The organism is Desulfospira joergensenii DSM 10085 (assembly GCF_000420085.1).
GTDB lineage: Bacteria > Desulfobacterota > Desulfobacteria > Desulfobacterales > Desulfobacteraceae > Desulfospira > Desulfospira joergensenii.
Genome location: NZ_ATUG01000001.1, coordinates 1,770,073 through 1,796,145 on the forward strand (window position 1 = coordinate 1,770,073; position 26,073 = coordinate 1,796,145).

General features: G+C 52.6%; 25 protein-coding genes, 1 tRNA gene, 1 other RNA gene and 1 pseudogene. 15 read left to right on the top strand and 13 right to left on the bottom strand.

Annotation, left to right across the window (positions count from 1 at the left end):
* The first annotated feature begins 237 nt into the window (after positions 1 to 237).
* A tRNA-Pro gene (locus F608_RS0108925) sits at positions 238 to 314 on the top strand.
* A 78-nt stretch (positions 315 to 392) separates the two neighbouring features.
* On the opposite strand, the gene F608_RS36140 is transcribed toward F608_RS0108925, so the two are convergent.
* From F608_RS36140 to F608_RS0108940, 3 genes are all read right to left on the bottom strand, one after another.
* Entirely contained in the window at positions 393 to 533 is a 141-nt protein-coding gene (locus F608_RS36140) for a hypothetical protein (protein WP_022665286.1), read from the bottom strand.
* A gap of 90 nt (positions 534 to 623) precedes the next feature.
* Positions 624 to 1,001: a rhodanese-like domain-containing protein gene (locus F608_RS0108935; protein WP_022665287.1), complete on the bottom strand. Its 378-nt coding sequence runs from the start codon at positions 999 to 1,001 to the stop codon at positions 624 to 626.
* A 142-nt stretch (positions 1,002 to 1,143) separates the two neighbouring features.
* The gene (locus F608_RS0108940; protein ID WP_022665288.1) at positions 1,144 to 1,533 is read right to left on the bottom strand and encodes a YybH family protein; all 390 of its coding nucleotides are present in this window, start codon (positions 1,531 to 1,533) and stop codon (positions 1,144 to 1,146) included.
* A 295-nt stretch (positions 1,534 to 1,828) separates the two neighbouring features.
* Between F608_RS0108940 and F608_RS34580 the strand changes: the two genes are divergently transcribed.
* Together F608_RS34580 and F608_RS0108950 are read left to right on the top strand one after the other, a co-directional pair.
* Entirely contained in the window at positions 1,829 to 2,347 is a 519-nt protein-coding gene (locus tag F608_RS34580) for an acyl-CoA thioesterase (RefSeq protein ID WP_022665289.1), read from the top strand.
* Positions 2,348 to 2,438: 91 nt separating this feature from the next.
* A complete protein-coding gene (locus tag F608_RS0108950) occupies positions 2,439 to 2,969 on the top strand; it encodes a hypothetical protein (protein WP_022665290.1) in 531 nt (176 codons plus the stop codon).
* Between the two features lie 22 nt (positions 2,970 to 2,991).
* Here F608_RS0108950 and F608_RS0108955 read toward each other — a convergent pair whose 3' ends face one another.
* Together F608_RS0108955 and F608_RS0108960 are read right to left on the bottom strand one after the other, a co-directional pair.
* Positions 2,992 to 3,336, bottom strand: coding sequence for a hypothetical protein (locus F608_RS0108955; protein WP_153307471.1), 345 nt, complete (start codon positions 3,334 to 3,336; stop codon positions 2,992 to 2,994).
* A gap of 33 nt (positions 3,337 to 3,369) precedes the next feature.
* Positions 3,370 to 3,678 carry an STAS domain-containing protein gene (locus F608_RS0108960; RefSeq protein WP_022665292.1) on the bottom strand — a complete coding sequence of 103 codons (309 nt, stop codon included), beginning with the start codon at positions 3,676 to 3,678 and terminating at the stop codon, positions 3,370 to 3,372.
* A gap of 318 nt (positions 3,679 to 3,996) precedes the next feature.
* Between F608_RS0108960 and ffs the strand changes: the two genes are divergently transcribed.
* The 6 genes from ffs to nadA all read left to right on the top strand — a co-directional run bounded on the left by ffs (position 3,997) and on the right by nadA (position 10,104).
* Positions 3,997 to 4,093: signal recognition particle sRNA small type (gene ffs / locus F608_RS35655), an RNA gene on the top strand.
* Positions 4,094 to 4,253: 160 nt separating this feature from the next.
* On the top strand, positions 4,254 to 4,850 hold the full coding sequence (gene grpE, locus F608_RS0108970; RefSeq protein WP_022665294.1) for a nucleotide exchange factor GrpE: 597 nt from the start codon (positions 4,254 to 4,256) through the stop codon (positions 4,848 to 4,850).
* Positions 4,851 to 4,871: 21 nt separating this feature from the next.
* Entirely contained in the window at positions 4,872 to 6,776 is a 1,905-nt protein-coding gene (gene dnaK / locus F608_RS0108975) for a molecular chaperone DnaK (RefSeq protein WP_022665295.1), read from the top strand.
* Positions 6,777 to 6,907: 131 nt separating this feature from the next.
* On the top strand, positions 6,908 to 8,497 hold the full coding sequence (locus F608_RS0108980) for a class I adenylate-forming enzyme family protein (RefSeq protein WP_022665296.1): 1,590 nt from the start codon (positions 6,908 to 6,910) through the stop codon (positions 8,495 to 8,497).
* Complete coding sequence (locus tag F608_RS0108985; RefSeq protein ID WP_022665297.1) at positions 8,497 to 9,180, top strand: LolA family protein; 684 nt, start codon at positions 8,497 to 8,499, stop codon at positions 9,178 to 9,180. Before F608_RS0108980 ends, F608_RS0108985 begins: the two co-directional genes overlap by 1 nt.
* Positions 9,181 to 9,195: 15 nt before the next feature.
* Positions 9,196 to 10,104 carry a quinolinate synthase NadA gene (nadA, locus tag F608_RS0108990; protein ID WP_153307472.1) on the top strand — a complete coding sequence of 303 codons (909 nt, stop codon included), beginning with the start codon at positions 9,196 to 9,198 and terminating at the stop codon, positions 10,102 to 10,104.
* A 67-nt stretch (positions 10,105 to 10,171) separates the two neighbouring features.
* Here the strand turns inward: nadA and pylD are convergent, their stop codons facing one another.
* The 8 genes and pseudogenes from pylD to mttB all read right to left on the bottom strand — a co-directional run bounded on the left by pylD (position 10,172) and on the right by mttB (position 19,602).
* Entirely contained in the window at positions 10,172 to 11,005 is an 834-nt protein-coding gene (pylD, locus tag F608_RS0108995; RefSeq protein ID WP_022665299.1) for a 3-methylornithyl-N6-L-lysine dehydrogenase PylD, read from the bottom strand.
* A gap of 18 nt (positions 11,006 to 11,023) precedes the next feature.
* On the bottom strand, positions 11,024 to 12,148 hold the full coding sequence (gene pylC / locus F608_RS31265) for a 3-methylornithine--L-lysine ligase PylC (RefSeq protein WP_022665300.1): 1,125 nt from the start codon (positions 12,146 to 12,148) through the stop codon (positions 11,024 to 11,026).
* Between the two features lies 1 nt (position 12,149).
* Positions 12,150 to 13,253 carry a methylornithine synthase PylB gene (gene pylB, locus F608_RS0109005; RefSeq protein WP_022665301.1) on the bottom strand — a complete coding sequence of 368 codons (1,104 nt, stop codon included), beginning with the start codon at positions 13,251 to 13,253 and terminating at the stop codon, positions 12,150 to 12,152.
* Between the two features lie 9 nt (positions 13,254 to 13,262).
* Entirely contained in the window at positions 13,263 to 13,685 is a 423-nt protein-coding gene (pylSn, locus tag F608_RS31270) for a pyrrolysine--tRNA(Pyl) ligase small subunit (RefSeq protein ID WP_022665302.1), read from the bottom strand.
* A gap of 173 nt (positions 13,686 to 13,858) precedes the next feature.
* Entirely contained in the window at positions 13,859 to 14,785 is a 927-nt protein-coding gene (locus F608_RS0109015) for an electron transfer flavoprotein subunit alpha/FixB family protein (RefSeq protein ID WP_027362602.1), read from the bottom strand.
* 12 nt (positions 14,786 to 14,797) lie between these two features.
* Positions 14,798 to 15,568 (bottom strand): electron transfer flavoprotein subunit beta/FixA family protein, encoded by a 771-nt coding sequence (locus F608_RS0109020; protein WP_022665303.1) that lies wholly within the window; start codon positions 15,566 to 15,568, stop codon positions 14,798 to 14,800.
* Positions 15,569 to 15,629: 61 nt separating this feature from the next.
* On the bottom strand, positions 15,630 to 18,095 hold the full coding sequence (locus F608_RS0109025; RefSeq protein WP_022665304.1) for a GcvT family protein: 2,466 nt from the start codon (positions 18,093 to 18,095) through the stop codon (positions 15,630 to 15,632).
* Between the two features lie 34 nt (positions 18,096 to 18,129).
* Positions 18,130 to 19,602 (bottom strand): annotated as a pseudogene (gene mttB / locus F608_RS0109035) ([trimethylamine--corrinoid protein] Co-methyltransferase).
* Positions 19,603 to 19,935: 333 nt separating this feature from the next.
* Between mttB and F608_RS0109040 the strand changes: the two are divergent.
* The 6 genes from F608_RS0109040 (at position 19,936) to F608_RS0109065 (ending at position 26,034) form a co-directional block, all read left to right on the top strand.
* Positions 19,936 to 20,721 (top strand): transporter substrate-binding domain-containing protein, encoded by a 786-nt coding sequence (locus F608_RS0109040; RefSeq protein ID WP_161626840.1) that lies wholly within the window; start codon positions 19,936 to 19,938, stop codon positions 20,719 to 20,721.
* Between the two features lie 96 nt (positions 20,722 to 20,817).
* Positions 20,818 to 21,681 carry an amino acid ABC transporter permease gene (locus tag F608_RS31275; RefSeq protein WP_022665306.1) on the top strand — a complete coding sequence of 288 codons (864 nt, stop codon included), beginning with the start codon at positions 20,818 to 20,820 and terminating at the stop codon, positions 21,679 to 21,681.
* A gap of 3 nt (positions 21,682 to 21,684) precedes the next feature.
* Positions 21,685 to 22,446: an amino acid ABC transporter ATP-binding protein gene (locus F608_RS0109050; protein WP_022665307.1), complete on the top strand. Its 762-nt coding sequence runs from the start codon at positions 21,685 to 21,687 to the stop codon at positions 22,444 to 22,446.
* A 73-nt stretch (positions 22,447 to 22,519) separates the two neighbouring features.
* On the top strand, positions 22,520 to 23,188 hold the full coding sequence (locus F608_RS0109055; RefSeq protein WP_022665308.1) for a GntR family transcriptional regulator: 669 nt from the start codon (positions 22,520 to 22,522) through the stop codon (positions 23,186 to 23,188).
* 42 nt (positions 23,189 to 23,230) lie between these two features.
* A complete protein-coding gene (locus tag F608_RS0109060; protein WP_022665309.1) occupies positions 23,231 to 24,658 on the top strand; it encodes a trimethylamine methyltransferase family protein in 1,428 nt (475 codons plus the stop codon).
* Between the two features lie 146 nt (positions 24,659 to 24,804).
* Positions 24,805 to 26,034, top strand: a complete 1,230-nt coding sequence (locus tag F608_RS0109065) for a DEAD/DEAH box helicase (protein WP_022665310.1) — start codon at positions 24,805 to 24,807, stop codon at positions 26,032 to 26,034.
* The last annotated feature ends 39 nt before the right edge of the window (positions 26,035 to 26,073 follow it).

Genomic DNA, 26,073 nt, shown 5'->3' on the forward strand with positions numbered 1-26,073 from the left:
GCATAATTTTTATGGTCCTAGAAATCCCATGAGTATAGCGCTCTTGCCTGGCCTTCCAGCAAGGTGCCGGATGTAAGGCGCCAAGGAGCGACGACTGAGTCGTATAAACCATACTCCGCAGGGAGGAATGACCAAAGGCAACGAAGCAGGCGGTACCTTGATGGAGGATCAGGGCCAATAAATGTTCTTGCGGCAAAGGTCTAAAAATGATATTTATTCTGATTGTGTTTATTGATTCGGGGCGTAGCGCAGTCTGGTAGCGCGCCTGCTTTGGGAGCAGGATGTCGGGAGTTCGAATCTCTCCGCCCCGACCATTTTCCATGGAATGTTTTTATCCCTGCACCATTTCCGTTTCTATTTAAGCCAATTGTGTCCGCTTGATTGTATTAAATTTATTTTGCCAGAAAAAAAATAACGCCCAGAACGACAATTGCAAAAACCGAAGGAATGATCATTCCGCCCCAGGTAAAATGGTAATGGGGAGTACGGTTTTCCTTTCTTTCAAGATCGGCGGAATCGTATAGTTTTTTCATTTTCAGCCTCCTTAGATATAGAAAATTTTAACCCCTTCATATCATCCGATGAAGCGGTTTGATATGCATATGGCAGATGGGAACCTAATCTTAAATTTTTCTTCCTTCTTTCCCTTGCTCTCCATCCGTTGCATACCCGTCTCTTTTCCACCAGTCCAAACCGCCTAGCAGCTCTCTGGTTTGAAAGCCCAATCTGGCCAATTTAAGGGCGCCTTTTGTAGAGGCATTGCATCCGATACCGTCACAATAGGTAATGTATATTTTTGATTTGTCCAAATGCCCTGTAGTCAGTTCAGACATTGTTTTATGGGGAATGCTGACGGCCGTGGGAATATGTTCAAGCCTAAAAGCTTCTTCAGATCGTGCGTCCACAACCACCCAGGGCGCTCCTGTTTTAATTGCCTCGAACAGATCCCAGGAATCCGTTTCAAATAACAGCTTGGCCTCATAGAATTCGATTGGATTCATTTGTGTTCCTCTTTAGGATATGCATGCCACTCTGCCCAGGAGCTCTGCCTGGACTGCCACGGAACCATTAAATATTTAATGGCTTTCAGCCCGGAAAAGTTATTCAAACCTGCCCGCCCATGCCGCCCACCCGCACTGGGTTTTAAGCGCCTTTCCCTATGATGTCATGGCCATAGGAATTATCGATTGAACACAGCCAATCCCCATTGGGGGCTTTATTAAAAACGTAGGTTGCCTTTCGTTCCGTATCGGGCAGGTTGGGGGCTGAAATAATTGTATTGGCCAGAACCAAAGCCGTATTCTCTGTTTCAAGAATCTCCATACCGTTTTGTCTGACCCGCAGTCCATTCTTAAAATAAAGGGCTATTGCTTCAAATGCCCTGCGTATGGATTCTTTCCCTTTCGCATTTCTGCCTGGCTCGACGACCAAAACTGCATCATCCGTATAAATATCAAGTAAAGTGTCAAAGTCTTCAGCAACGATGGCCTTGTCTGCTCTTTCAATTTGTATTTCTATGGGGTGTCTGTCCATTGGATTTCTCTTTGCGTGGATTTCTCTTTGCGCTTAACATGGATTGAATGTATGTACGGATAATCGATATCGATACTGGTTAAACATAATTGGCTCTGATTGCCTGCCAACTATGTTAGACACTATCTTGACTCCACCCTAAAAATCAACAGAAAAGAGTCTGCCTTAATTAACAGTTGCAATTTCCTCCAAGGTCAGGATATGGTCCGATTATCCCTACTGGGTTCAAAAAGATTTAAGGCTGTTTTGCTATTGTCAGGCGTTACCACTGCTGAGCGTCTTCAAGGGGGAAAAAATGAACCTATATCTCAGATTGATCTGGACAATCTTCCGATCATTTTTCAAACCCAAGATCGATTTTTTTGACGGGATCATTTTACCGCTCCGTATCTTACCCAATGATCTGGATATCAATCGCCATTTAAATAACGGCCGGTATTTAACCCTCCTTGACCTGGGAAGCATTGATTTCTTTTTGAGAACCGGTGTTTTGTACAAAGCCATCCGCAATGGCATGAGGCCGATGATAGGAGGCGTCCTCATCACCTATCGAAAAGGATTGTCATTGTTTGAAAAATGCACGCTGACCCTGCAGCTAAAGGCCTGGGATGACCGGTGGAATTATTTCCATTTCGAGTTTCGGAAAGCAGACGGGAAGCTGGCCGCTGCCGGTTATCTTAAAGGCGCCTTTGTATCGAAATCCGGTTGGGTCTCCAATGATGCGGCGGATGAGGTATTCGGATATCAACGGGGCGCTTGTGAATTGCCGCCAGCCGTTGAAAACTGGATAAGGGCGGAAACCCACCTGTTTTGAATTATAATCCAGTAAAAAAAAATTGTAAGTTCCCCGGAGTTGATCTATGATGCATCAATAAACTTAAGAACCGGGTAGATCAAACTGTAAAATGATATTTTTTATCTCCATCATAATCGTTGCCATTCTGTACTTTTTGCAGGCCGACGGGCTGGTCTATGTCACCATCATCGCCCTGATCGGAGAACTGGTCAACATCCTGATGATCCATACCATGACCAAGGCCATCGAAAAAAAGGCCGCAAACAGAACCCAGCAGGTGGTTGAAAAATTCCAGAAACGGATTAAGGAAAACAATAAAACCATTAAAGAGCTGGAAAAAGTCAGGGATGAGTCTGTCAGAAAGCTTTTCGCTGCCAATAAAAAAATACAGGATTATGAAGAACAGCTTGGTGAAAACGGGCAGGAAGAGGTTCTGACCGGGAACGGGGTTCCTGTGGAAAAGATGGCCGGGGAACCTGAAGCCGGGAAGCCGGATCAGAAAACCGAGCCGGAAAAGCTTGACCCGAAACCGGAGGCTGAACCTGAACCTGAACCGGACAAGCCCAATGGGGAAGGCTCAAAAAAAGAAGAGTTTACCGATCTTCCGTCGGGCTCCAATAGAAGAAAACGGCCGGTGTAAATTCATATCCGGACCAAAGGTCTTACTCTTTTATTATCTTGATTTTTACGATATCCCCCTCTTTGGTCAGATAGGCCATTCCCCTGGCAAGGGGTGTCCCGGTAGAAGGATCAATAATCTCAACCCTTTTACTATAAAGGGTCTTGGAGGAAAGATCCTCCTGTTTTTTCGTTCCCGAGTCCTCTTTTTCCGTTTGTATGCCCGGTTTTGAACTTACCGAATCTGAGGACTTGCCCGACAAGGCCTTCCGGGCCTTCTGCCGCTGGGCCACCAATTCCGTCAGCCCGGAATAATCCTCTTTTTTATCATCACATGAAGAACATGACAAAAACAGGAGCACACAACTCAACAGCGCTATTATCCTCATATCCCTTACCCCTGTATTCTCCTGCCGCGGGATTTATTCGGCCGATTCCACATCAAACCTGCGATTCAGGCGCATGGTGGTAAAGAGGCCCAGCACATCCTTATGCACGTTTATCACTTTCAATTTCCGGGCAGACTGACTCAGGGTATTGTGGGCGGCAATAATAACACCGATCCCTACAGAATCAACGATCTCCACTCCCTGCAAATCAATGATCAGGTCCCCCTGGGACTCATTCACGGCAGACAATAGATCTTCCTTGAGTTCCTCTGCCATGGAAGCGACCACATCCGCACCCGGTCTGACAATCGTTTTTTGGCCCTCATTCAATATCTCACTCATACCACTCTCCTGTAATAATAAAGAAGTAGATCGGCCTTGAATCCCAATATTCAAACCATGGAAAAAAGATTCAAGTCGTTACGGCCCTATACTATCTTAAAACCCGGTTTTCTTCAAACAATAATTTACCCGGGTTCCCGACCGGAGAAATTTATCCCAACCCCTTTTCCGCCGCATCATACAGGGGGATGACAGGGCCCGGCCCATCATGGATGAGTTAAAATAGAGGGGCCCCCGGATCAAGATTAAACTTGAAAAACAAAGAAATACCGACTATATATATTGATTCCGGCTGGCAGCCGGATTCGGTATTATTCTGATCGGTCGCCTCGTAACAGAAGGCCATGAACCTCGTCAGGTCCGGAAGGAAGCAGCGATAAGTGATCTCTTCTGTGTCGTGGATCGATCCCGGTCATGCAATTTTACTGATCTTCTGCCAGCCGGTTCTTTTCTTTTAAACCCTTCCCCTTTTTATTCTTGACATGCCTTTAAACAGACTTATTTTTCAGCCATAATTTATTGTTTTTAATCATTTACTCTTAAAATCTAAGGAAATATTGGAGCAGGAGACAACATTGGTACTCAAAAGCAAAACCAAGCCAAAAGATAAAAAAGAAGAAAAAGATTCTGCCAAAAAAGAAGCCGCCCCAAAAGATTCCGAAAAAGAACAGGTAAAAAACGGTCAAGAGGAAGAAAACGGAATCGAATCGCTCAAAGAGCAGCTCTCCGCTGAAAAAGATCGCGCCCTGAGGCTTTCTGCTGAATTTGAAAACTACAAAAAGAGAAAGCAAAGGGAAATTGACGACTTCAAAAAGTTTGCCAATGAGACCGTTTTCAGACAATTCCTCTCGGTGGTGGACAACCTGGAAAGGGCCATTACCTCTGCAGAGGAGAACCCGGATCAGGAAAGTCTTTTGGAAGGCGTCAAACTGACGCTCAAGGAAATCATGAAGCTTTTTGAGACCTATAATGTAAAGCCTGTGGAAGCGGAAAACCAGCCCTTTGATCCCAATTTTCACCAGGCCGTCACCCAGGAGGAAACCGATAAGGTTCCTGACAACACGGTGATCAACGTGCTGCAGAAAGGCTACCTTCTCCATGACAGGCTGATCAGACCGGCCATGGTTGTTGTCTCAAAAAGAGTTGAAGAAAAAGAAACCAAAGAAAATTAAAAATATCTTGGAGGAATTACTATGGGTAAGATAATCGGAATTGACCTGGGAACAACCAACTCCTGTGTGGCCGTGATGGAAACGGGTGGAGAAGTCAAAATCATCACCAATGCAGAAGGCGGACGGACCACCCCGTCCATTGTCGCTGTTTCGGAAAGCGGGGAGCGGCTGGTGGGCCAGACCGCCAAGCGCCAGGCCGTAACCAATCCCGAAAATACGGTATTCGGGGTCAAGCGCCTCATCGGGAGAAAATTCAAGTCAAAGGAAGTCCAGAACGACCTGCCCATCCTTCCCTATAAGATCGAAGCCGCCCCCAACGGCGACACCCGGATCAATCTGAGGGGCAAGCAGCACAGCCCGGCGGAGATATCCTCTTTTATCCTGGCCAATATCAAGAAAACCGCCGAGGATTACCTGGGCGAGGAAGTCAAGGAAGCTGTAATCACGGTTCCGGCGTACTTCAACGACAGCCAGAGACAGGCCACCAAAGATGCCGGCAAGATTGCAGGCCTTGAGGTCAAACGAATCATCAACGAACCCACGGCTGCCTCCCTGGCCTACGGCCTGGACAAAAAAGGCGAAGAAAAAATAGCCGTATTCGATCTGGGCGGAGGTACCTTTGACGTGTCTGTCCTTGAAATCGGAGACGGGGTATTTGAAGTAAAATCCACCTCCGGCGATACCCATCTGGGCGGAGAGGACTTTGACCTGAGAATCATCGATTATATTGCCGATGAATTTAAAAAAGGACAGGGCATTGATGTCCGGGGGGACAAAATGGCACTCCAGCGTCTCAAGGAAGCCGCGGAAAAGGCCAAGATGGAACTCTCCACTGCCACGGAAACCACCATCAACCTGCCCTTTATCACGGCCGACGCCTCAGGGCCCAAACATCTGGACGTCAAACTGACCCGGGCCAAACTGGAATCCCTGGTGGCCGATCTTCTGGACAACCTTGAAAAACCCTGTAAAACCGCATTAAAAGAAGCCAATCTAGGGGCCGGCGGCGTGGATGAAGTCGTGCTTGTGGGCGGAATGACCCGGATGCCGGCGGTTCAGGAACGGGTGGAAAAAATCTTTGGTAAAAAGCCCCACAAAGGGGTGAACCCGGACGAGGTGGTGGCCATGGGCGCAGCTGTTCAGGCCGGCGTGCTCCAGGGGGATGTCAACGATGTCCTGCTCCTGGATGTCACCCCGCTTTCCCTGGGCATTGAGACCCTGGGCGGTGTCATGACCAAACTCATTGAAAAGAACACCACCATCCCCACCAAGAAGAGCCAGGTTTTCTCAACAGCGGCAGACAACCAGCCCGCGGTTTCCATCCATGTGCTCCAGGGGGAAAGGGAAATGGCCGCAGGCAACAAGACCCTGGGCCAGTTTGAACTCTCCGACATCCCGCCGGCTCCCAGGGGCGTTCCCCAGATCGAGGTCTCCTTTGATATTGATGCCAACGGCATTGTCCACGTTGCAGCCAAGGACAAGGCAACGGGCAAGGAACAGTCCATCCAGATCACTGCTGCATCCGGCCTTTCAGACGAAGAAATTGAAAACATGGTCAAGGATGCTGAGATGCATGCAGAGGAAGACAAGCAGAAACGGGAACTGGTGGATACCAAAAACCAGGCCGAGGCCCTTGTGGACCAGACCGAGAAGACCCTTAAGGAACACGGCGACAAGGTGGATGAAGCCACAAGACAGGGGATTGAATCTGCTGTGGAGGCCCTGAAGCAGGCCAAGGATTCAGACAATGTGGAAGAGATCAAGTCCAAGGTCGAAGCACTGTCCCAGGCCTCCCACAAACTGGCCGAGGTCATGTACCAGCAGGCGGCCCAGAGCGGAGATCAGGCCGGCAATGACGGAGCAGCCCCCCAGGAAGATGATGATGTGGTGGATGCTGACTTTGAAGAGGTCAAAAAGGACAAATAGGGTCTTAACAAATCGGTAAGCCCGTAATAAGAAGAAAACAATAATGTTGAAGAAAATCCTGCCGTGGGCTACTATAGCCCGCGGCAGGATTTTCTGTATATGGGCTTTAGAATTTTTTACAAGGGCGTTCAATGATCATCACTGAAATACTGGAGAAGAACAAGAGGCTTTACGGAGAGGACATCGCACTGGTGGAGAGGATTCCCGCCAGCGGCAGCAGGAGTGAGATGACCTGGAATGAATTTTACCAAACCTCCTGCCGCCTGGCCAAGGCCCTTGAGAAAAACGGGATAAAAAAGTCGGATAAGGTAGTCCAGCTCATGAGCAACTCCATGGAGTGGCTTCCCATCTATTTCGGCATCCTCTACACCGGAGCCTGGGCCGTACCCCTGAACTTTCGGTTTGAGTCCGACAAGATCCTGCTCTGTACCCGGACGGCAGAAGCCCGGGCCTTTATCTTCGGCGAGGAATTCATCCAGCGTATTGAAGCGATCAAACCCCAACTGGACCCCATGGTGGAGACCTGGATCTTCACGGGCCCTGCCCCTCTCTGCCCGGAATGGGCCTGTCCCTTTGATGAATTTATCCGAGAGGAAGACGGCCTTGTCCGGCCGAAGGTGGATCTGGCCCCGGAGGATGACGCCGCCCTCTACTTCACCTCGGGAACCACGGGAACCCCCAAGGCGGTTCTCCTGACCCACAAGAACCTTGCCCATGCCTGTGAGGTGGAAAACGCCCACCACGGACAGACCCGGGAGGACATCTTTTTATGCATCCCCCCCCTCTACCATACCGGGGCCAAGATGCACTGGATGGGCAGTTTCCTGGTGGGAGGCAAATGCGTCCTGCTCAGGGGGGTAAAACCGGAATGGATCATCGAGGCCGTGTCCGAGGAAAAATGCACCATTGCCTGGCTCCTGGTGCCCTGGGCCCATGACATCATCATTGCCATAGAAAACGGGGACATTGACCTGAAAAAATACAGGCTTGACCAGTGGCGCCTCATGCATGCCGGTGCCCAGCCCGTGCCGCCAAGCCTTATCCAGACCTGGCATGAGTATTTCCCGGGCCAGGAGTATGACACCAATTACGGGCTTACCGAATCCACGGGCCCGGGATGCGTTCACCTGGGAGTGGAAAACTCGGGTCGTGTCGGCCCCATCGGGCTTCCCGGCCACGGATGGGAGGTCAAGGTGGTGGACAAACTGGGGGAGGAACTCTTTGGGGGCGAATCCGGTGAACTCATCATCAAGGGACCCGGGGTCATGAAAGAGTACTATAAAAACCCCGAGGCCACAAAGAAAACCCTTAAAGACGGATGGCTTCATACCGGGGACATCGCCAGAACCGACAAAGACGGTTTTATCTGGCTGGTGGACCGGAAAAAGGATATGATCATCTATGGGGGAGAAAACATCTTTCCCGTTGAAATCGAGGATTTCTTTATCCGGCACGAAAAGATCAAGGACATTGCCGTCATCGGGGTGCCCGACGACCGTCTGGGGGAGATCCCGGCCGGGATTATATCGGTCAAACCCGGGGCATTCATGTGTGAATCCGATATTGTCCAGTTCCAGGCCCAACTTCCCCGGTACAAGCAATTGAAACAAATATTTTTCGGGGAGGTGCCCCGGAACCCCACGGGTAAGATCGAGAAGCCCAAACTGCGGCGGATATATGCCGAAGACAAACGCAAGGATATCAAAAAGCTCTTAAAATAATGAAAAGATACAGATCCTTATTTTCACCTGCGGCCTTAAGCCTGGTCTTATGGTTTTTCCTGGCGTCAGTGCCGGGATTTGCCAAAGACCTGGGACTCAGGGACGCTACCCTGGACAACCTGGAAAAAAAATACGCCGGCAAAAGCTTTTCTGCCGATTTCTCCCAGATCTCCACCCTCAAGGTGCTGGATATCACGGAAACCGCTTCCGGAAAGGCCTGGTTTTCCCATCCCGGGAAAATGCGCTGGCTCTATACGGCTCCGGACCGGCATGAGATCATCACCAACGGGAAGTCGGTCTGGATTTACAGGCCGGAACAGAACCAGGTCATGGAGGGAAACGCTTCCCGCTTTTTCAAGTCCGGGGCCGGCGGGGCTTTTTTGTCGGACATCGGACTGATCCGGAAGAACTTCCGGATCTCGGTCCGGGGGACGGATCCGGCCTGGGTGGAGCTTGCCCTGGATACCAAGGCCGGGGCCCCGGCAGACAGTGATTCCGGGGAAGTCTCCTCCATTATCCTCCGGGTATCCCGGGACAGCCATGAGATCCGCCGGATCACCACGCTCAATGCCCATGGAGACGCCACCCTGTTTGAATTCAGCAACATCCTCTTTGCCCCCCTGGAGGCCGGTTTTTTCGATTTTAAAATCCCGGAAGGGGCCAGTATCATAGAAATGGAATAAAACATGGGAGGTCAGATGAAAGAGCCCATTGAAAATCAGATCAAAAGAACGGCAAAAGAAAAGAACGCCATTATCCTGGCCCACAATTACGAGCCCCCGGAGATCCAGGATATCGCGGATCTTTGCGGGGATTCCCTTGAACTGAGCATAAAGGCCTCCCGGACTTCGGCCCGGATCATCGTATTCTGCGGGGTTCATTTCATGGCCGAGACCGCTTCCATTCTCTGTCCGGACAAACAGGTGGTCCTGCCGGTAAAGGATGCGGGCTGCCCCATGGCCGACATGGTGGAGCCGGAAGAGCTGGCAGCCCGGAAAAAAGAACTGGGAAACATTCCCGTTATCACCTATGTCAATTCATCCGCCGCAGTCAAGGCGGTTTCCGATGTCTGCTGCACCTCGGCCAATGTGATCCGGGTGGTCAATTCCCTTGAGGCCGATGAGGTGCTCATGTGCCCGGACAAAAACCTGGCCCGATACGCGGCCGCCCATACGGACAAAAAGATCCATCTATGGGAGGGGTTCTGCCCTTTTCACAACCGCCTGACCCCTGAAGAGGTTGACGCGGCCAGAAAGAACCATCCCCATGCCCTGTTCATTGCCCATCCTGAATGCCCCCCGGAGATCCTGGAAAAAGCCGATAGCATCGAGTCCACATCGGGCATGATCAAATTCGCCGGGAAATCCCATGCCAAAGAGTTTATCCTGGGAACGGAAACCGGGCTGATCCATCCCATTTCCAGGGCCAATCCCGGCAAGAAATTCTTTCCGGTCTCGGACAGAATGCTCTGTGAAGACATGAAAAAAATCAGGCTGGAACATGTCCTGGCCTCCCTTGAGCGCCCCCATGACCATGAAGTCAGGGTGGATGAAAATATCCGGGTCAAGGCCCTGGGAGCCGTACAGAAGATGATCGGACTGGGATAGGCGGTTCAACCGCCTTTGGCTCAGGGAGGTCTGTCCCCTTTGAGAGGATCCCATGGGCTCATCTTAGCTATAAAAGCAGGGAAACGGCCATGGCAGCGACACCCAGCTCCAGGGTATCATGCAGAAGCCGGTCTCCCAGAATCTCACAGCCCTTTGCCGGAACTCCCAGGGGAACCCCGGGCGCGGCCACAAGCATTTGATCGGATATCGATTCAAGCGGAAGGCTCTCTTCTGCGGGGGTGGCTTCCAGAATATGGGAATAGCCTAAAAGTGCCCGGTCCAGATTTTCCTCAACCATGGAGGTTCCTCTCCCTGCCCCATCTGAAAGCCTTTGCCTTGATGCATGGGCGGCAGAAGGGTCAAGATCGTACAGGCCCACCCTTGCCCCCAAGGATAAAAGGGTTTTTGCAGCTGCCTCCCCCACGGGGCCGCACCCCATCACCAGCACCTCTTTGTCCTTGATCCCCCGGGCCATGAGATCAAGGCCTCCGGCAAAGACCCGGCCGGTTGCCCGGGAATTATCCGACACGGTCCGGGTCTGTAAGTTGATGCCCACAAACCTGTGATCATCGGCCGTCATGACGGCGTCTGCCCCCTGCTCAAAGGCGGCGGCAATTCCGGAGATATCCGGCCTGTCAGAAACCCGGGCCTTAAATCCCATAAAGTGTAAAATGGCGGCAACGGTTTGACTGAAATCCCCGATAATGCCCTGACCGGCCGTGACCGGAACCACCTGGATGGAAAAGGTCCCGGCCTGCTCTCTGATCTTCATCTCATCGGCACGGCAGGCATGGCAGGCAATCCCCAATAATGTTTTTCCTGTTTTGGCTGAAAGCTCCCGGTCATAGGCCGGCAGATTGGATGAGATATGGCTGATATCGCTTTCTTTTAAACGGGTCACTTGGATTTCTCCCCAGGATTAAACCTTTTGATGTTCCCGGATACGGCCATGGCAGTCCTGCTGCCGGGCTTCCACCTCTTCCCGGGACCGGCCGCTAAAAATCAGGGTGGCCACCCATTCAGGGTCTCCGGGCTTGTAACTGGTAATGGCTTCGTCACAGCCGAAAAACCCGGTTTCAAGTCTCAACGGCCCCTGCCGGGACATGATATGCTCCCCTGCCACCTCCAAATGGGCCCTGGAGACCCGGACATGCTCCACAAGGGCAAACCGCTCCTTATTTTGTCCGGGCCGGGCAGGTTCCCCCCCCAGGAACAGACGGCCCAGCAGTTCAACCATGTTGATCCCCGTGGACCCAAAAACCGTCATGGGGGTCTGGCTGGGAAGCCGGGCATCGATTTCCAGGAGTTTGAGCTCATCCCTGGAAAGAATCACTTCAACATCCATGATCCCGGTCAGTTTTATCTCTGCGGCAAGGGCAAGGGCCATCTTTTCGAACTTCTTTATCTGATGGGGCAAAAGCCGGGTCGGGGCCGTGACCCGCTTGCAGTCATAGACCTTGTCCATACTCAGGTCCGTTACCTGCAGAGCCCGGTAGGATCCGGGACATCCCAGAACCTCCAGGGAAAAGGAGGGACCATCCATGTACTCCTGAATCACCCGGCCCTCCTGTTCGGGATGACTTGAAAGCCATCGGGAGTATTCCTTGGGATCCCTGAGCACTTCAACACCCCGGCTGCCGCTGTCCTGGTCCGGTTTCACCACCACGGGGAAAGGGCAGTCCGGCCACGGCAGGGGGGCCGGAAGATTCATTTTTTTAAAGAGCAGATCCGATGCCAGCTTGGAGCTGGAAAGCCTGAATGCCGCCATATCAAAGGCCAGGGGAATCTTTTTGATCCTGGACCAGGTCTCCAGGGCCCCCAGGGCCCGTTCATTCTCAAATGCCGGAAGGATAAGATCCACCCTGGGACAATCCCGGGGAACGGGATGTTCAGGGCTGAACTCAAACTCCATAAACCGGTCGCAGAGTCCTGTTGCCGGCGCCTTTATATTCCTGTCCAGAACCAGGGTTTCCCAGCCTGCCTTTTTTGCCAGATAAACAGCCTCCACTCCCTGGAGTTTTCCCCCCACCACGGCGATCCGCATATCAGGCTCCCTTTTGCTGGAAAGATGGACCGGTCCTGTCCATCCTGGCGGCTGTCCAGGCCCTGTACTCTTCCGGCAGGGCAGGTTCCAGGCCGCAGGTTTTCAGGACAGGAAGGAGTTGATCCACTGTCCTGCGGGAGTCCTCAATATCCAGGGAATGATGGGCCACTCCGGCCAGGCCCTTCTGGGGAGGAACAATGGATGTCACCACATTGGCGCCGGCATCCAGTCTTGCCTGTAACCCGGAAAGCCCGTCCACGTCCAGGGAGGCCGGAATGAGAATCTCCGGCATGACCAGCCGCATCACCGCGATGATAATGCATTCTTTTACATGATCCTGGGCAACGGTATGGGCCATGGGGGTGTTGGCCTGGGGAACAAAGGTCATCACCCGTGCCTGATCCACTCCGAACTCTTTCATCCAGACAATGGAATCGGCCAGGTCTTCCAGACTCTCTCCCACACCGGTCAGAATGCCCTCTTCAATAAGCATCCCAAGATCTTTGGCCTTCTGCTTGGCTGCCAGCCGTTTTTCAAATTCCTGTCCCGGCCGAAGGGTCTTGTACAAAGAAAAATTATGGGTCTCCTGGTAGCAGGCATACCAGGTGATCCTTTCCCTGGCCAGCTCTTCAAGAACAGTATCCGGGAGCACGCCCGGGGAGATCATCAATGGGAGCCGGATTTCATTTTCAAGGGATTGGATCATGCGGACCAGGGGGCCGAACCCGGACTCTCCTGGGGAGTAAACCCCGGGGTCTTCCCCCATGGTCAGGTCCACCAGGTGGACCCCGGCCCCGGCCATCTCTTTTGCCGCATTTATAATTTCAGACTCTGTTTTCCTATACCGGGGAAGGGCCTGGTTGGATTTCCTGTACTGACAGAAGGCGCAGTCATTCCGGCAGTATGTGGAAAAATATAAAAACCCGTACAAAAAGATCTTTGGGCCGAAATATCCGGACCTGGCCCTCCGGGCGGCCCTGAAAAGCAGATCCATCTCCCGGGGATCAGAAAGCCCCAGAAGATACTCGATCTCTTCTTTTTTTACCGGATGATTCTTCTCCAACCTGTTTACAATCCCGGTCAAATCATGAAAGGCCTGGCTCATTTTCTCTTGTCAGGACCCCTTCCCTTCACCGGCTTTGGGGCCGGCCAAAGGATCTTTTTTGTCATTGGTTTCTTTTATGTGGGTTTCTTTTGTATGGTCTTTTATCAGCATAGAGCCCTGGTTCCGCTTAAATATGGTTGAGGAGTACTTCTCCAGCTTCCAGTCCGGAACCCCGCAGGCCGGACATACACTGACAAACCATTTGTTCCTGAGCCACCGACCCGCCCTGGAGTTCATGGAATTGGCAATCATAAACTCCTTGTTGCAATGGGTGGTCAGCCGGGCGGTTTCCCCCATGATGTCGATGGACCGGATCCCGTGAAGCTGACCTGTCCTGGACGGCCAGAGCTTGATCTTATCGATGAGGTTAAAGAGCCGTACCCGTTTTCTATAAAATCTCTTTTTAACCGGGGCTTTTTTTTTCTCGTCCATTGCTGCTCATCATTCAATTAAGCAAAGGGTTTGTCAATCTTTTAAACGCATTGTTTAAAGGATCAACAAACCCTTTGGATGGCGGAGAGCCCGGGAGTCGCACCCGGCTGCATGGATTTAGAGTCCATGTGATCCCATCCGATCCACCCTCCTTTAGGAAAATTCAGGATTTCCTACAATTTTTCAGTCAATGCAGGAATCACATCAAAGATATCCCCCACGATCCCATAGTCGCATTTGGAAAAAATCGGGGCATCCTTGTCTTCATTGACGGCCACGATCACCTTGGATGTCTTCATTCCGGCAAAATGCTGGACCGCTCCGGACACGCCGCAGGCAATATAAAGCTTGGGGCTGACGGTCTTGCCGGTCTGGCCCACCTGCATGGTGTGGGGAGCAAAGCCTGCGTCCACGGCCGCCCTTGAAGCGCCGACAGCGGCCCCCAGTTTCCGGGCACACTCATCCAGCATGGAGTAGTTCTCAGCCGCCTTAATGGCACGGCCGCCGGTGATGACCACCGGGGCTTCGGTGAGATCCGGGCCGCCCTCTTTGGCCTGCCGGGTTTCCACGATCCTGACCCGGCCCGGGCCGGTCACATCGGCTGCGAACTCCAGGACATCGCAGGAACAGGGTGCCGGAGAAGGATCGATGGTATTGGGCCTAAGCGTGCACAGGAAGACAGATGCATCCACTTTCAGGGTGGCAAAGGTCTTGCCTGAAAAATGGGATTTTTTCGCTGTCTTATCCGATATATTGACGGCCACGCAGTCGGAGACCAGGGGCTCATCCAGAATCACGGCAAGCCTTGCAAACAGGTCTCTGCCCGTTGCGCCGGCCGTCCCCAGAAGGGCATCAAGCTGATACTCCTTTACAGCCCCGGCAAGGGCCTGGGCCGTCAGATCCGGGCTGGCACCAATATCACCTATAATGCTGACCACATGGGCGGCCCCGTATTCAGCCAGGGCATCTTTTACGGCCGGTCCGTCCTTGCCCAGTACCAGGGCATAGATCTCCTGGCCCGCAGCCGCAGTCATCACTCCCAGACTGGTCTCTTTCACTTTGGTATTTTCAATCTCTATTAAAACGCCTGTTTTGGCCATATCCTGTTCTCCTTATAAAACCTTTTCATCCTCTTTAAGGATTCTGACCAATTCGGTCACCTGATCCTCTATGGATCCTTCAATCATTTTTGCACCGGTTCTTTCCGGGGCAGGCTCCAGTTTTTCAATGCTCACCCGGCCCCCGGAAGGGTCGATGCCGAGGCCGGACAGATCCATTTCCGTGATCTGTTTTTTCTTGGCCTTCATGATATCGGGGAACTTGGGATACCGGGGTTCGTTCAGACCCTTGGCCGCCCCGATCACACAGGGAAGTCCCAGTTCAATGACCTGTTTTTCTCCGGAGCCGATTTCTATTTCGGCAATTGCCTTATCCGTTTCAACGGTCAGGGCAGAGACTTCGTTGACCACCGGCATGTCCAGGTATCCGGCCAGACGGTACTGGGTCTGGAAGCTTTCCGTATCCACAGATCCTTTTCCCGTGAAGATCAGATCCGGGAGCCCGTCCTGATCCATGGCCCCTTTTAAGGCCTTTGCCGTGGTTTCACTGTCCAGGAGCTGGGAATCGGTTTTCACCAGGATGGCCCGGTGGGCTCCCATGGCCATGGCTCCCCGGATGGTGGATACCGCATCTGCGGGGCCCACCGTAAGGATCACCACTTCCCCCCCCTGTTTTTCGGCAAGGGTGACGGCTTCTTCGATGCCGTATTCATCATAGGGGTTGGCGATAAACTTGATATCTCCGGCTTCAAACCCTGCCTCTCCGGCCACCTTTATGGTGGCGGCGGTGTCAGGGACATGTTTTACACATACACAGATTTTCATATTCTTATCTTTCCTTACTATCTCTTTATTTTCTCGTCATACCATCCTCTTGGCGGATGTTTCAGGCCTTAATCCTCTTCATCCCGGGATCGTACATGGGTTTGAGAGAGACCTCGGCCGGATAGGTTTTTCCGGCAATGTTGATCTCCCATTTGCCCTGGTCAATGAAGTCCTGGTCCACCACATCCCCGGTTTCGATCATGAACAGGCCCACGGCCCCGCCCAGGGTGTAGCAATAGGATCCGGACCGCACATACCCTGCATTTTCACCGTTCCGGGTGATGATCTCTGCATGGAAGAGCAGGGGCTCGGGATCTTTTACCAATACCTGGGCCAGCCGTCTCTTCAAGGGACCCTGGGCCTTCTTTTCCACACAGGCCTCCCGGCCGATGAAGCCGCCGGGCTTATCCAGTTTAACGGCAAACCCCAGTCCGACCTCATAGGGATCATCGGTATTGTCCATGTCATGGCCGTAGTCCCGGTAGCCTTTTTCCATTCTCAGACTGCCCAGGGCCTTGAGGCCTGCATGCTTGAGGCCGAAGGTTTTGCCGGCCTCCACCAGGGTGTCGTAGATATGAAGGGCGTGTTCACAGGGGATGTAAAGTTCGTATCCCAGCTCGCCCAGATAGGTCAGTCTGACGCAGATGGCCCGGCCGTAGCCGATGGAGATTTCCTGAACATGACGGTAGGGAAAGGCCCCATTGGACATGTCCGCATCTGTAACGGCCTGCATCAGCTCCCGGGATCTGGGACCCTGGATATTGATCTGGGCATAGGCAGAGGTCATGTCCGTGGCAAAAGCATGGGCGTCTTCGGGGATATTCCGTTCCAGCCAGGTCTGGGCATGGCGGTGCATGGTGTCTGTCACCACAACCATGAACTTTTCTTGGGTGAGCTTGGCCACGGTAAGATCGGCTTCCAGCTTTCCCTTTTGGTTGAGCCAGGGGGTATAGGTGATCCGGCCCACGGAACCGTTTACATCGTTGGCTGAGATATAATCGAGTACCTTGCCGGCATCCCGTCCCTGGACCATGAACTTGGACATGAAAGACATGTCCATGAGGATGACGTTTTCCCTGGCTGCCTCGTGCTCGGCTTTCCAGAAGTCAAACCACTCTTCCTTGACCCAGGAATGTTTTTCGATCTTCGCTTTTCTGCCCTCAGGGGCAAACCAGTCCGCCCCTTCCCAGCCGCTGACATCCTTGAAATAAGCGCCCTGGTCCTTGAGCCGGTCATAGATCACGCTCTTTTTGGCGCCCCTTGCCGTTTCCATGGACTGGAAGGGATAGTGGCATTTGTAGACCTTGCCCAGGGATTCCACGGTTCTGTGTTTTCTGTACTCGACGTTGTTCTGGTAGGTGTGGAGCCGGTCGATGTTGAAACCGGTGATGTCCACGCCGGGATCGCCGTCCATGATCCAGTGGGCCATCATCCTCCCCAGGCCCGGGCCCATGATGATTCCGATGGAGTTTAGGCCCGCACAGACAAAGTAGTTCTTGAGTTCAGGGGCTTCCCCGATGATGGGGCCCAGATCCGCGGTAAAGCTTTCCGGTCCGCAGAAAAACTTTTTAATGCCCAGTTCCTGGGTGATGGGAACCCGGGCCATGGCCTTTTCCAGGAAGGGACCCATGCGGTCCCAGTCAGGTTCGATCTCGCCGAAGGAAAAGGTTTCAGGCACCTTTTTCAGGTTCCAGGGGGCGCACTTGGGTTCAAACAGGCCGATCATGAGACCGCCCACTTCTTCCCGGTAGTAGCCGTAGTGGGAAGGATCTTCCAGTACGGGCATGTTCTTGGGGATGTTGTCGATCTCCTCGGTGATCAGGTAATAATGCTCGGTGGACTGGTTGGGGATGTTGACGCCTGCGGCGTCTCCCAGCTGCCGGGCCCACATGCCGGCGCAGTTGACCACCACATCGGCGGTGATATCGCCCTGGGCGGTCCTGACCCCGGTGACCTTCCCGTTCTTTTTGATGATGCCTGTGCAGGGGGTCTTTTCAAAGATGCTCACCCCCTGGTTCCTTGCGCCTTTGGCCAGGGCCATGGTGCCGTCCACGGGATTGACCCGGCCGTCTTCCTTTACATAGAATCCCGCCAGCAGATCCTCTGTTTTGGCCAGGGGAAAGAGATCCTTGATCTCGCTAGGGCCGATTTCATGGACATCCACTCCGCAGTACCGGTTAAAGGTGGCCACCCTGCGGTACTCTTCCAGCCGGTCCCGGTTGGAGGCGGCTTCGATAAAACCGATGGGAGTAAATCCGCTGGTGAGACCGGTTTCCGCTTCAAGCTTTGAATAGAGATCCCGGCCGTAGATCCTCATCTCCGTAGAGGTTTCCGACAGGGAACCGAATGTGACCATGAGACCGGCGGCATGCCAGGTGGTTCCCGAGGTCAGTTCATCCCGTTCCAGAAGTACAACATCCTTGCACCCCATGTGTCCCAGGTGATAGGCAATGGAGCAGCCGATGATACCGCCTCCGATGATAACCACATTGGCGTTTTTGGGAAGGGTGATATTCTTATTTTCCATTGAAGTTCCTTTTTTTTCAAATCGATTGTTCTGTTTACGAGATAATCCCCATCTCCTTTTCCGTTTCCACTACAATGGACCGGATCTTTGCCAGTACTTCCGGGGGAAGGGGGGCGGGCTCGTGGTTTTCCAGGATATGCCGGACCTTTTCCATGGCCCTGTCATAGGCGGTTGTGGCCCCGGCCTTTTCCCAGGAACCCCGCATCTTCCGGTCAATCAGCTCAGGAGCCGACTGATCCCTCATATGGCTGAAGGTGTGTTTGTGCATGAGATAATCTCCGCCCGGTCCTGTCTCCTTGATAGGATCGATGGCAAGGGTCTCATCATTCACGGGGATCCCGAGAATCGTATGCTTGATCATACGCGCAAACTCACAATCCAGAACCAGCTGGCCGTAATCAAAGGTGATGCCGCTTTCCAGCATCCCCGAACCGTAAATCATATTGGCACCTGCCAATGCGGGAATCAGTCCGGTGAGTGTCTTTTCATGGCCCGTCTGGGTATCTGATATTTTGCTGTCGCCCTACTGCCCGGCCACATAGCTGGGCAATGCATAGTACCGGGCAAGTCTTGCCACGGCTCCGCTGATCACGGCACATTCAGGGGTGCCCACGCTGGCGGAGGCAAGTTTTAAGTCCATTGCCGTGGTGGAACTGCCGTAAATCACAGGTGTCCCTTTCCGGGTCAGCTGTGCCAGGGTAATCCCGGAAAGGACTTCGGCGTTGTGATTCACAAGGGTACCGGCCAGGGTGACCGGTGAGGTGCCGCCGGCCATGGCCATGGACAGGATATTACAGACCACGTTGTTCCTGGCGGACTCCATGATGATCTCGCAGCAGTCGGAAATCAGTTTCAAGGGGCTCACCGGGCAGGTGGTAAAAGAGACCAGGGGCCGTTTTTTAAATTCCTTGACCCCGCCGGCAATGGCCTGGCCCATTTCAATGATTTTTTTCAGGAATCTGCCGTTTCCCGGGCCAAAGGCACAATGCTTTGAGGTGTTTGTGAGATAGGCTTCCGCATTGTGAAGGGGTACGGTTTCCTGGTTGACATCATGGGCGCCCAGGGCCTTTTCACAAAAATCGATCTCAGGCAGATAATCAATGACCCTTGCGGAATCCACAAGGTCCTTCTTTACGGGCGGCCGGTTCTCCCCGGTAAAGGGGTCATTCACCATCACCCCTTCGGAGAAATTGGTAAAATGAACCCGGGTGGTCTCCAGAACGATATCATGTCTGGGGTCGCGGCCGTGGAGAACCACCTTGGGAGGCGCGGAACGGATGGCATCTTCCACCATGTAAGGCGGAATCTTGACGTTCTTTGTCTCCCGGTCAACAATGGCGCCCCCCTCTTCAAAACAGTCCAGTGCATTTTCATCTTCTACGAAAACGCCCGTTTCATTGAGGACTTCAAGGGTTCCGTAGTGGATCTCATCCAGCTCATCATCGGTGAGGATGTTGAGACTCAATCCGGAGCCCAGTTGCCGTCCTGCATGAACATTACGTTTCATCAGATTTTCACCTCGCAACTAATTAAGATTGTCAATTTGGATCCCCCTGGTATCATTATTTTAAGTGAGATCGCCTTACGGACTTGCCAAAAACAAAAATTACGCATAGTTTAACAATATTTCGGCTTGACATTTTTATGAAACCTTCATAGGTTTGTCAATCAAAAATTGTTCAACAATCTATGCTTGTCAAAAAAGGATGACATAAATACCGGCAGCATTTTGCTGCAGGACAATAACAATAGAAGATGAACAGGAGGCTCAACCATGAAAAAAATGTTTTTGATCTTTTCTCTAATTCTATCTGCATCCCTGATTTTGGCAGGAAGCTCAATGGCTGGAAAATCAGCACTCGAAGAAATCATGGCCGCCAAGACCATTGTGGTTTCAACGGATGCCAATTATGCCCCCCAGAGCTTTCTCAATGACAAGGGAGAACTGGAAGGCTTTGATGTCAGCGTGGCCAAGGAAGTGGCCAAACGGATGGGCGTCAAGGTAAAGTTCATTACCCCGGACTGGGACCTTATCACCGCAGGAAAATGGGGCAAAAGATGGGACATCTCCATCGGATCCATGACCCCCACCAAGGAAAGAAAAAACGCCCTTTTGTTCACCCTCCCCTATTACAGCTCACCGGCTCAGTTTGCCGTGCACAAAGACAACAAGACCATCAAAACCATCGCTGATCTTGCCGGCAAGACCATCGGCATCGCCGGAGAGACCACCAACGAAAGATACCTTCAAAAGGACCTCTCCATTGAGGATGTAAAGATCGTCTATCAGGACTGGGAAGCGGGCGAGCTGAAAACCTATCCCACAGATGCCAACCACATCGAAGACCTCTCCCTGGGAGACGGGCTGAGACTGGATGCCATTTTCACATCCAGACAGACCGTTGCCGAAGCCATCCGCTCGGGATGCGGCAAAGGCTGCCCCATCAAGATGATCGGGGAACCCCCTTATTACGAACCCCTAAGCTTTGCCCTGGATAAGAGCCGGCCCAACAGCCAGACCCTGGTTGACAAACTCAACGAGGTGATCAAATCCATGAACGAGGACGGCACCCTGGTTAAATTGTCTGAAAAATTCTACCATACCAATTTGATCCCCAAATTATAGTATCTGAACCCAAGGGCGGTTTTGGCAGGAGAATCCTTCAAAACCGCCTCTTATTTCCCGGTTTCACATGTCCATATGATGCATAAGGAGCTATGAATGGAGGCCAAAACAATTCCCCCGGGGCAGTCCGACATCCCCCCGGAGGCCCAGAGCGTTCTCGATCGAATCGATACAAGAAAAACGACCTACCGTAGGAACCTGATTATCGCCTTTGCTGTTCTGGCAGTTCTGATGGCGGCAACCCTCGTTATCATCGGGCTTGACTTCAGGTTTATGCTCAAATGGCTTCCATTCATTCTTCTTGGAAGCGGATATACTTTTCTGGTTGCCTTTCTGGCCATTTCCCTGGCCTGTTTCCTGGCCGTGGTCGGGGCCCTGGGACGGCTTTCCAAAAACCCCATACTCAACAGCATTGCCACCTCCTATGTATCCCTTATCCGGGGGACCCCTCTTTTGGTTCAGGTCTACATGTGGTACCTGGCCCTGCCCCAGATCGGCAAAGCCCTGGAAGATCTCGGCCTTACCGGGGCGCAGTCCCTGCTTACCCTTCCCGCCGTACCCGCGGGCATCCTGGCCCTGGGGGTCTGCTACGGGGCCTATATGACGGAAACCGTCCGTGCCGGTATCCAGTCCATTAAACTCGGCCAGACAGAGGCGGCCAAGGCCCTGGGAATGACCGAGAGCCAGACCATGAAAAGGGTGATCTTTCCCCAGGCCCTGCGGGTCATCATCCCACCGGTTTCCAATGAATTCATCGCCATGATCAAAGACTCTTCCCTGGTCTCCCTCATGGGCGTATGGGAACTCAGCTACAGGGCCATAAAAATCGGACGACGCCATTTCCAGTCCCTGGAAATGCTGATCATGGTGGCATTGATATACTGGGCCATGTGCATTCTGCTCCAATATGTCCAGGAGAGAATTGAACGGCACATGGCCCGGGGCGACAGGAGAACCTAAAAGATGAAAAATTCTACACCCATGGTAAAGGCCGCCAATATTCATAAATTTTTCGGCCGGAAAAATCATGTCCTCAAGGGCATTGATCTTGAAGTCTCCAAAGGAGAAACCGTTGTCATCCTCGGGGCGTCCGGATCCGGCAAGAGTACGCTTCTGCGGTGCATCAACTTTTTGGAAGAACCCACGGCCGGGACCGTTGAAGTGGACAATATCGTGATCCAGGCCGGAGAAAAACATAGAGACAGGGATAAAAAGATTCTGGAGCTGAGAAAAAGAACCGGCATGTGCTTCCAGGCCTTTAATCTTTTCCCCCACATGACCGCCCTGGAAAACGTCATTGAGGGCCCAATAACCGTCCTGGGGCAGAAAAAACGGGAAGCGGTGCAATATGCGGAAGAACTTCTCGAATGGGTCGGCCTGACCGAAAAACGGGATGAGTACCCGTCCTGTCTCTCCGGCGGACAGCAGCAGAGGGTGGCCATTGCCAGAAGCCTGGCCATGAAACCCACGGTCATGCTCTTTGACGAGCCCACCTCGGCCCTGGACCCGGAGCTTGTGGGAGAGGTGGTGGAGGTTATGGAGCGGTTGGCAAAGGAGGGCATGACCATTATTGCCGTCACCCACGAACTCCATTTTGCCCGGGATGTGGCCGACCGCGTCATGATCATGGACCAGGGAACCTGGGTTGAAGAAGGGACTCCGGAAAAGATCTTCAACAACCCCGATGAGATGCGGACCCGGCAGTTTCTCGCCCATATCCTATAGACCGCTGCTTGAAATCATGCTCTCCTTTTCTGCCATGGTCTTTATTCTCCCCTTTGAAATACAGGAGGTATGAATGGCCGTCAGCTTAGAAGATAAGGCCTATGATAAGATAAAACTTGCCATCAGCAAGGGATATATCAAGAAGGGAAGCAAACTCAAAGAAGTCTCCCTGGCCGAAAGCCTTTCCATGAGCCGCGCCACGGTCAAAGGGGCGATCAAGCGCCTGGTATTTGAAGGCCTGGCTGAATTTTCCCCGAACAAAGGTGCCTCGGTGGTCGATCCGACCCTGGAAGAGATCAAGGAATCTTTCCAGGTACGGGCCCAGCTTGAAAAAATGGCGACCTTGCTGGCAGCACCGGTGCTGGACACCAAAGACTTTAAAGAACTCCACCGGCTGGTCAAAAAGGAAGAAGAGGTTTTCAGAGCCCACGAACAGGACCAGGAATATGAAATCAACACTGCCTTTCACCTGAAAATTGTCGAAAAATCCGGTAACCGGGTTCTGGTGCACTATGTAAAGGAACTGATTCAGAAAACAACGATTTATCTAATCCTGTTTGATCCGTTTTACCAGCTGGCAGGGATTAACAATACCTCCCCTGCCGAGCACCAGAAAATCGTTCAATGGCTGGAAGAAAAAAACGGGGAGCAGGCAGGAATTGCCATGGAGCACCACCTGAAGACCGTCATGAGCGGGATTGATGTGAACAGACTGCTTCCCAATGATTATCTAGTCGTTTAAACCCAATGAAGCGGCCTTTGTTGAAAAAGGAAAAGATGTACCATGTTTGATCTGAAACCGAAAATCAGGGTCATGACCCGGGAACAAATCAACAAGGTCCACACGGATGCACTTTTGATCCTGGAACAGACCGGGATCCTTGTGGATGATAAAACCGCCAGAACTCTCTTCCAGAAAGCCGTGGGAGCCTCGTCAGAAGACCCGCGCATAAGAATTCCCAGGGATCTTGTTCAATGGGCAATTGAGGCGGCACCCTCTGACATACAGATCTATGACCGCCTGGGAGCCCCCTGTTTTGAACTCACGGGGAGCCGGGAGCAGGATGCGAAGTTTGGGATCGGCGTAACCAACCTTCATTATCAGGATCCCTTTACCAGCAAGATCCAGCCTTTTTTCCGCGGCCACATGAAGGCCGCCGTGGGCCTGGGCCATGCTCTGGATGGTTTTGATTTTATTTCGACTCCCGGGATCATTCAGGATCTTCCCCCTGAAACCGCAGATCTCTTCGGTGTTCTGGAGATGATGGCCAATACCACCAAACCCCTTGTCATGCTGATCTCGGACTGGGATTCCTTTGATCCGGCCCTGGATCTATGCGAACACCTTTACCCGGATCTGTCCGGCCGCCCCTTTGTTCTGCCCTATGTCAACCCCATTACCCCGCTGGTTCTCAATTCCGAAACCGCCATGAAAATGGCCTCCGCCATTGAAAGGGGGCTGCCCTTTATCTTTTCCAATTACGGAATGTCCGGCGCCACCTGTCCCATCACCCCGGCCGGGACTCTGGCCCTGCTCACGGCCGAGCTCCTGGCAGGACTGGTCTACAGCCAGCTTCTCAGGGAAGGGGCTCCCATTATCCTGGGAAGCCTTCCCGCGGCCTTTGACATGAAGAATGCCGGCAGTTTTTACTCCCCCGGGACCCTGCTGCTGAACCTGGCCTGTGCCGAGATGATGACATTTTACAATATCCCCCACTGCGGAACTTCGGGCTCCGGAAACGGCTGGGGCGCGGATCTTCTTGCCTCCACCACCCTGTGCATCAACCACCTCACCAGCTGCCTGGGCAATGTGGGCATGGTTCCCTTTGTGGGCGGATGTTTTGATTCCCTGGTCTTTTCCCCCGAGCTTGTGGTCTTTTCAGATGATCTTATCCGCCAGTCCAGAACCTTTACCTCGGGCTTTTCCCTGGACGACGGGAACGTGGGGTTTGAAGACATCTCCACAATCGGCCCGGGGGGAAATTTCCTCATGTCAGGCCTTACGGCCCGGCACTTCAGGGAATCCCAGTTTTCAAGCACGGTATGGCCCTTTTTATCCCTTGATAAATGGCGGGGCAAGGGAGAGCCTCCAGCCGGAAAAATTCTAAAGGAGCGGACCTGCGAACTCCTGGAGACCCCAAAGGCTCCGGAAGATCAAAAAGAGATTCTGTCCAGGGGTGAGGCTCATCTCGCCTCCCGGACTTCCGGTTAAAAGAAGACCGGCCCCGGTTCAACAACTCCGACTTCCACTTATTCTTTGAACAATCCCCTGAAACCATGTTATCCTCATGGCACGGGCCCCTAAATTTCCACACATTCTTTAGAATAAGAAAGCCCCCCATTTAAACGGAGCAACCCATGAAGTTTGAAAAGTACCATATCAGCCGGGAGATCAAAGAAAACCTGGACCAGGCCGGGTTTAAGCGGCCCACAGACATCCAGTTCAAAGCCATTCCCTCCATCATGAAAAGGGAGGATGTCATGGCCATTGCCCAGACCGGGACCGGAAAAACCGCGGCCTTTGCCATCCCCGTCATCGACCGGATCCACCGGATGAAATCCTCCAAACGCTCCCGGGGCATCCAGTGCATTGTCATGGTTCCCACCCGGGAACTGGCCGGCCAGATCGGAGAGGTCTTCAATACCCTGGGCCGCCATACAAAGGTAAAGACCTTTGCCCTGTTCGGCGGAGTGGAGCAGGATGCTCAGATCAAGCGGCTCAAAGGGGGGATCGATGTCCTGGTAGCCACCCCGGGAAGGATGTTTGATCTCATCCACCAGGGGTTTGTCACCCTCTCTTCCGTGGATACCCTGGTCCTGGACGAAGCCGACCAGATGCTGGACAGGGGATTTATCAACGACATCAAGTCCATCAAAAAAAAGCTGACCCGCCGGCACCAGACCCTGTTCTTTTCCGCCACCATTAACCGGGAGATCAAAAAACTGGCCTTTTCCCAGGTCAGGACCAATGCCATCCGGATTCAGATCTCTCCGGAGGATCCGGTTTCAAAGAACGTTTCCCACCAGGTGGTCTTTGTGAAAATGGATGACAAGCGGTTTTTCCTCCGCTCCTTTATCCGGGACAATGAAGATGCCAGGATCATGGTCTTTGTCCGGACCCGGGTCCGGGCGGAACGGGTGGCAAAGGCCCTGGAAAGGGGAGGGATCAAATCCCTGACCATCCACGGGGAAAAAGATCAGAAAGAAAGAAATGAAGTCATGGAGCAGTACAAGAACGGATGGGCCAAAATCCTCATTGCCACGGATGTCAGCGCCCGGGGCATTGATATCCCGGACGTTCAGTTTGTGATCAACTATGACCTGCCCGATAAAAAGGAAAACTATGTCCACCGGGTGGGAAGAACCGGCCGGGGGACCCAGAAGGGAAATGCCCTCTCCTTTTGCAGTCAGGAGGAACGCCCCCTGCTGGATGAGATTCAAACTTTTCTGAACAAGGAGATCGAGGTGATCCGGGTCAGCAAAAAGGCCTATGCCCTGACGGTCAAGGAAGGGGGAGAGCCGGAAGATGTCATGGACCTGATCCGGGAGCACGAGGCCTGGGAAAAGAAAAAGAGAAAAAAGAAATAGACCCCTCCCCGGGAAAAAGGGCTTCTTCCTGAAAAGACA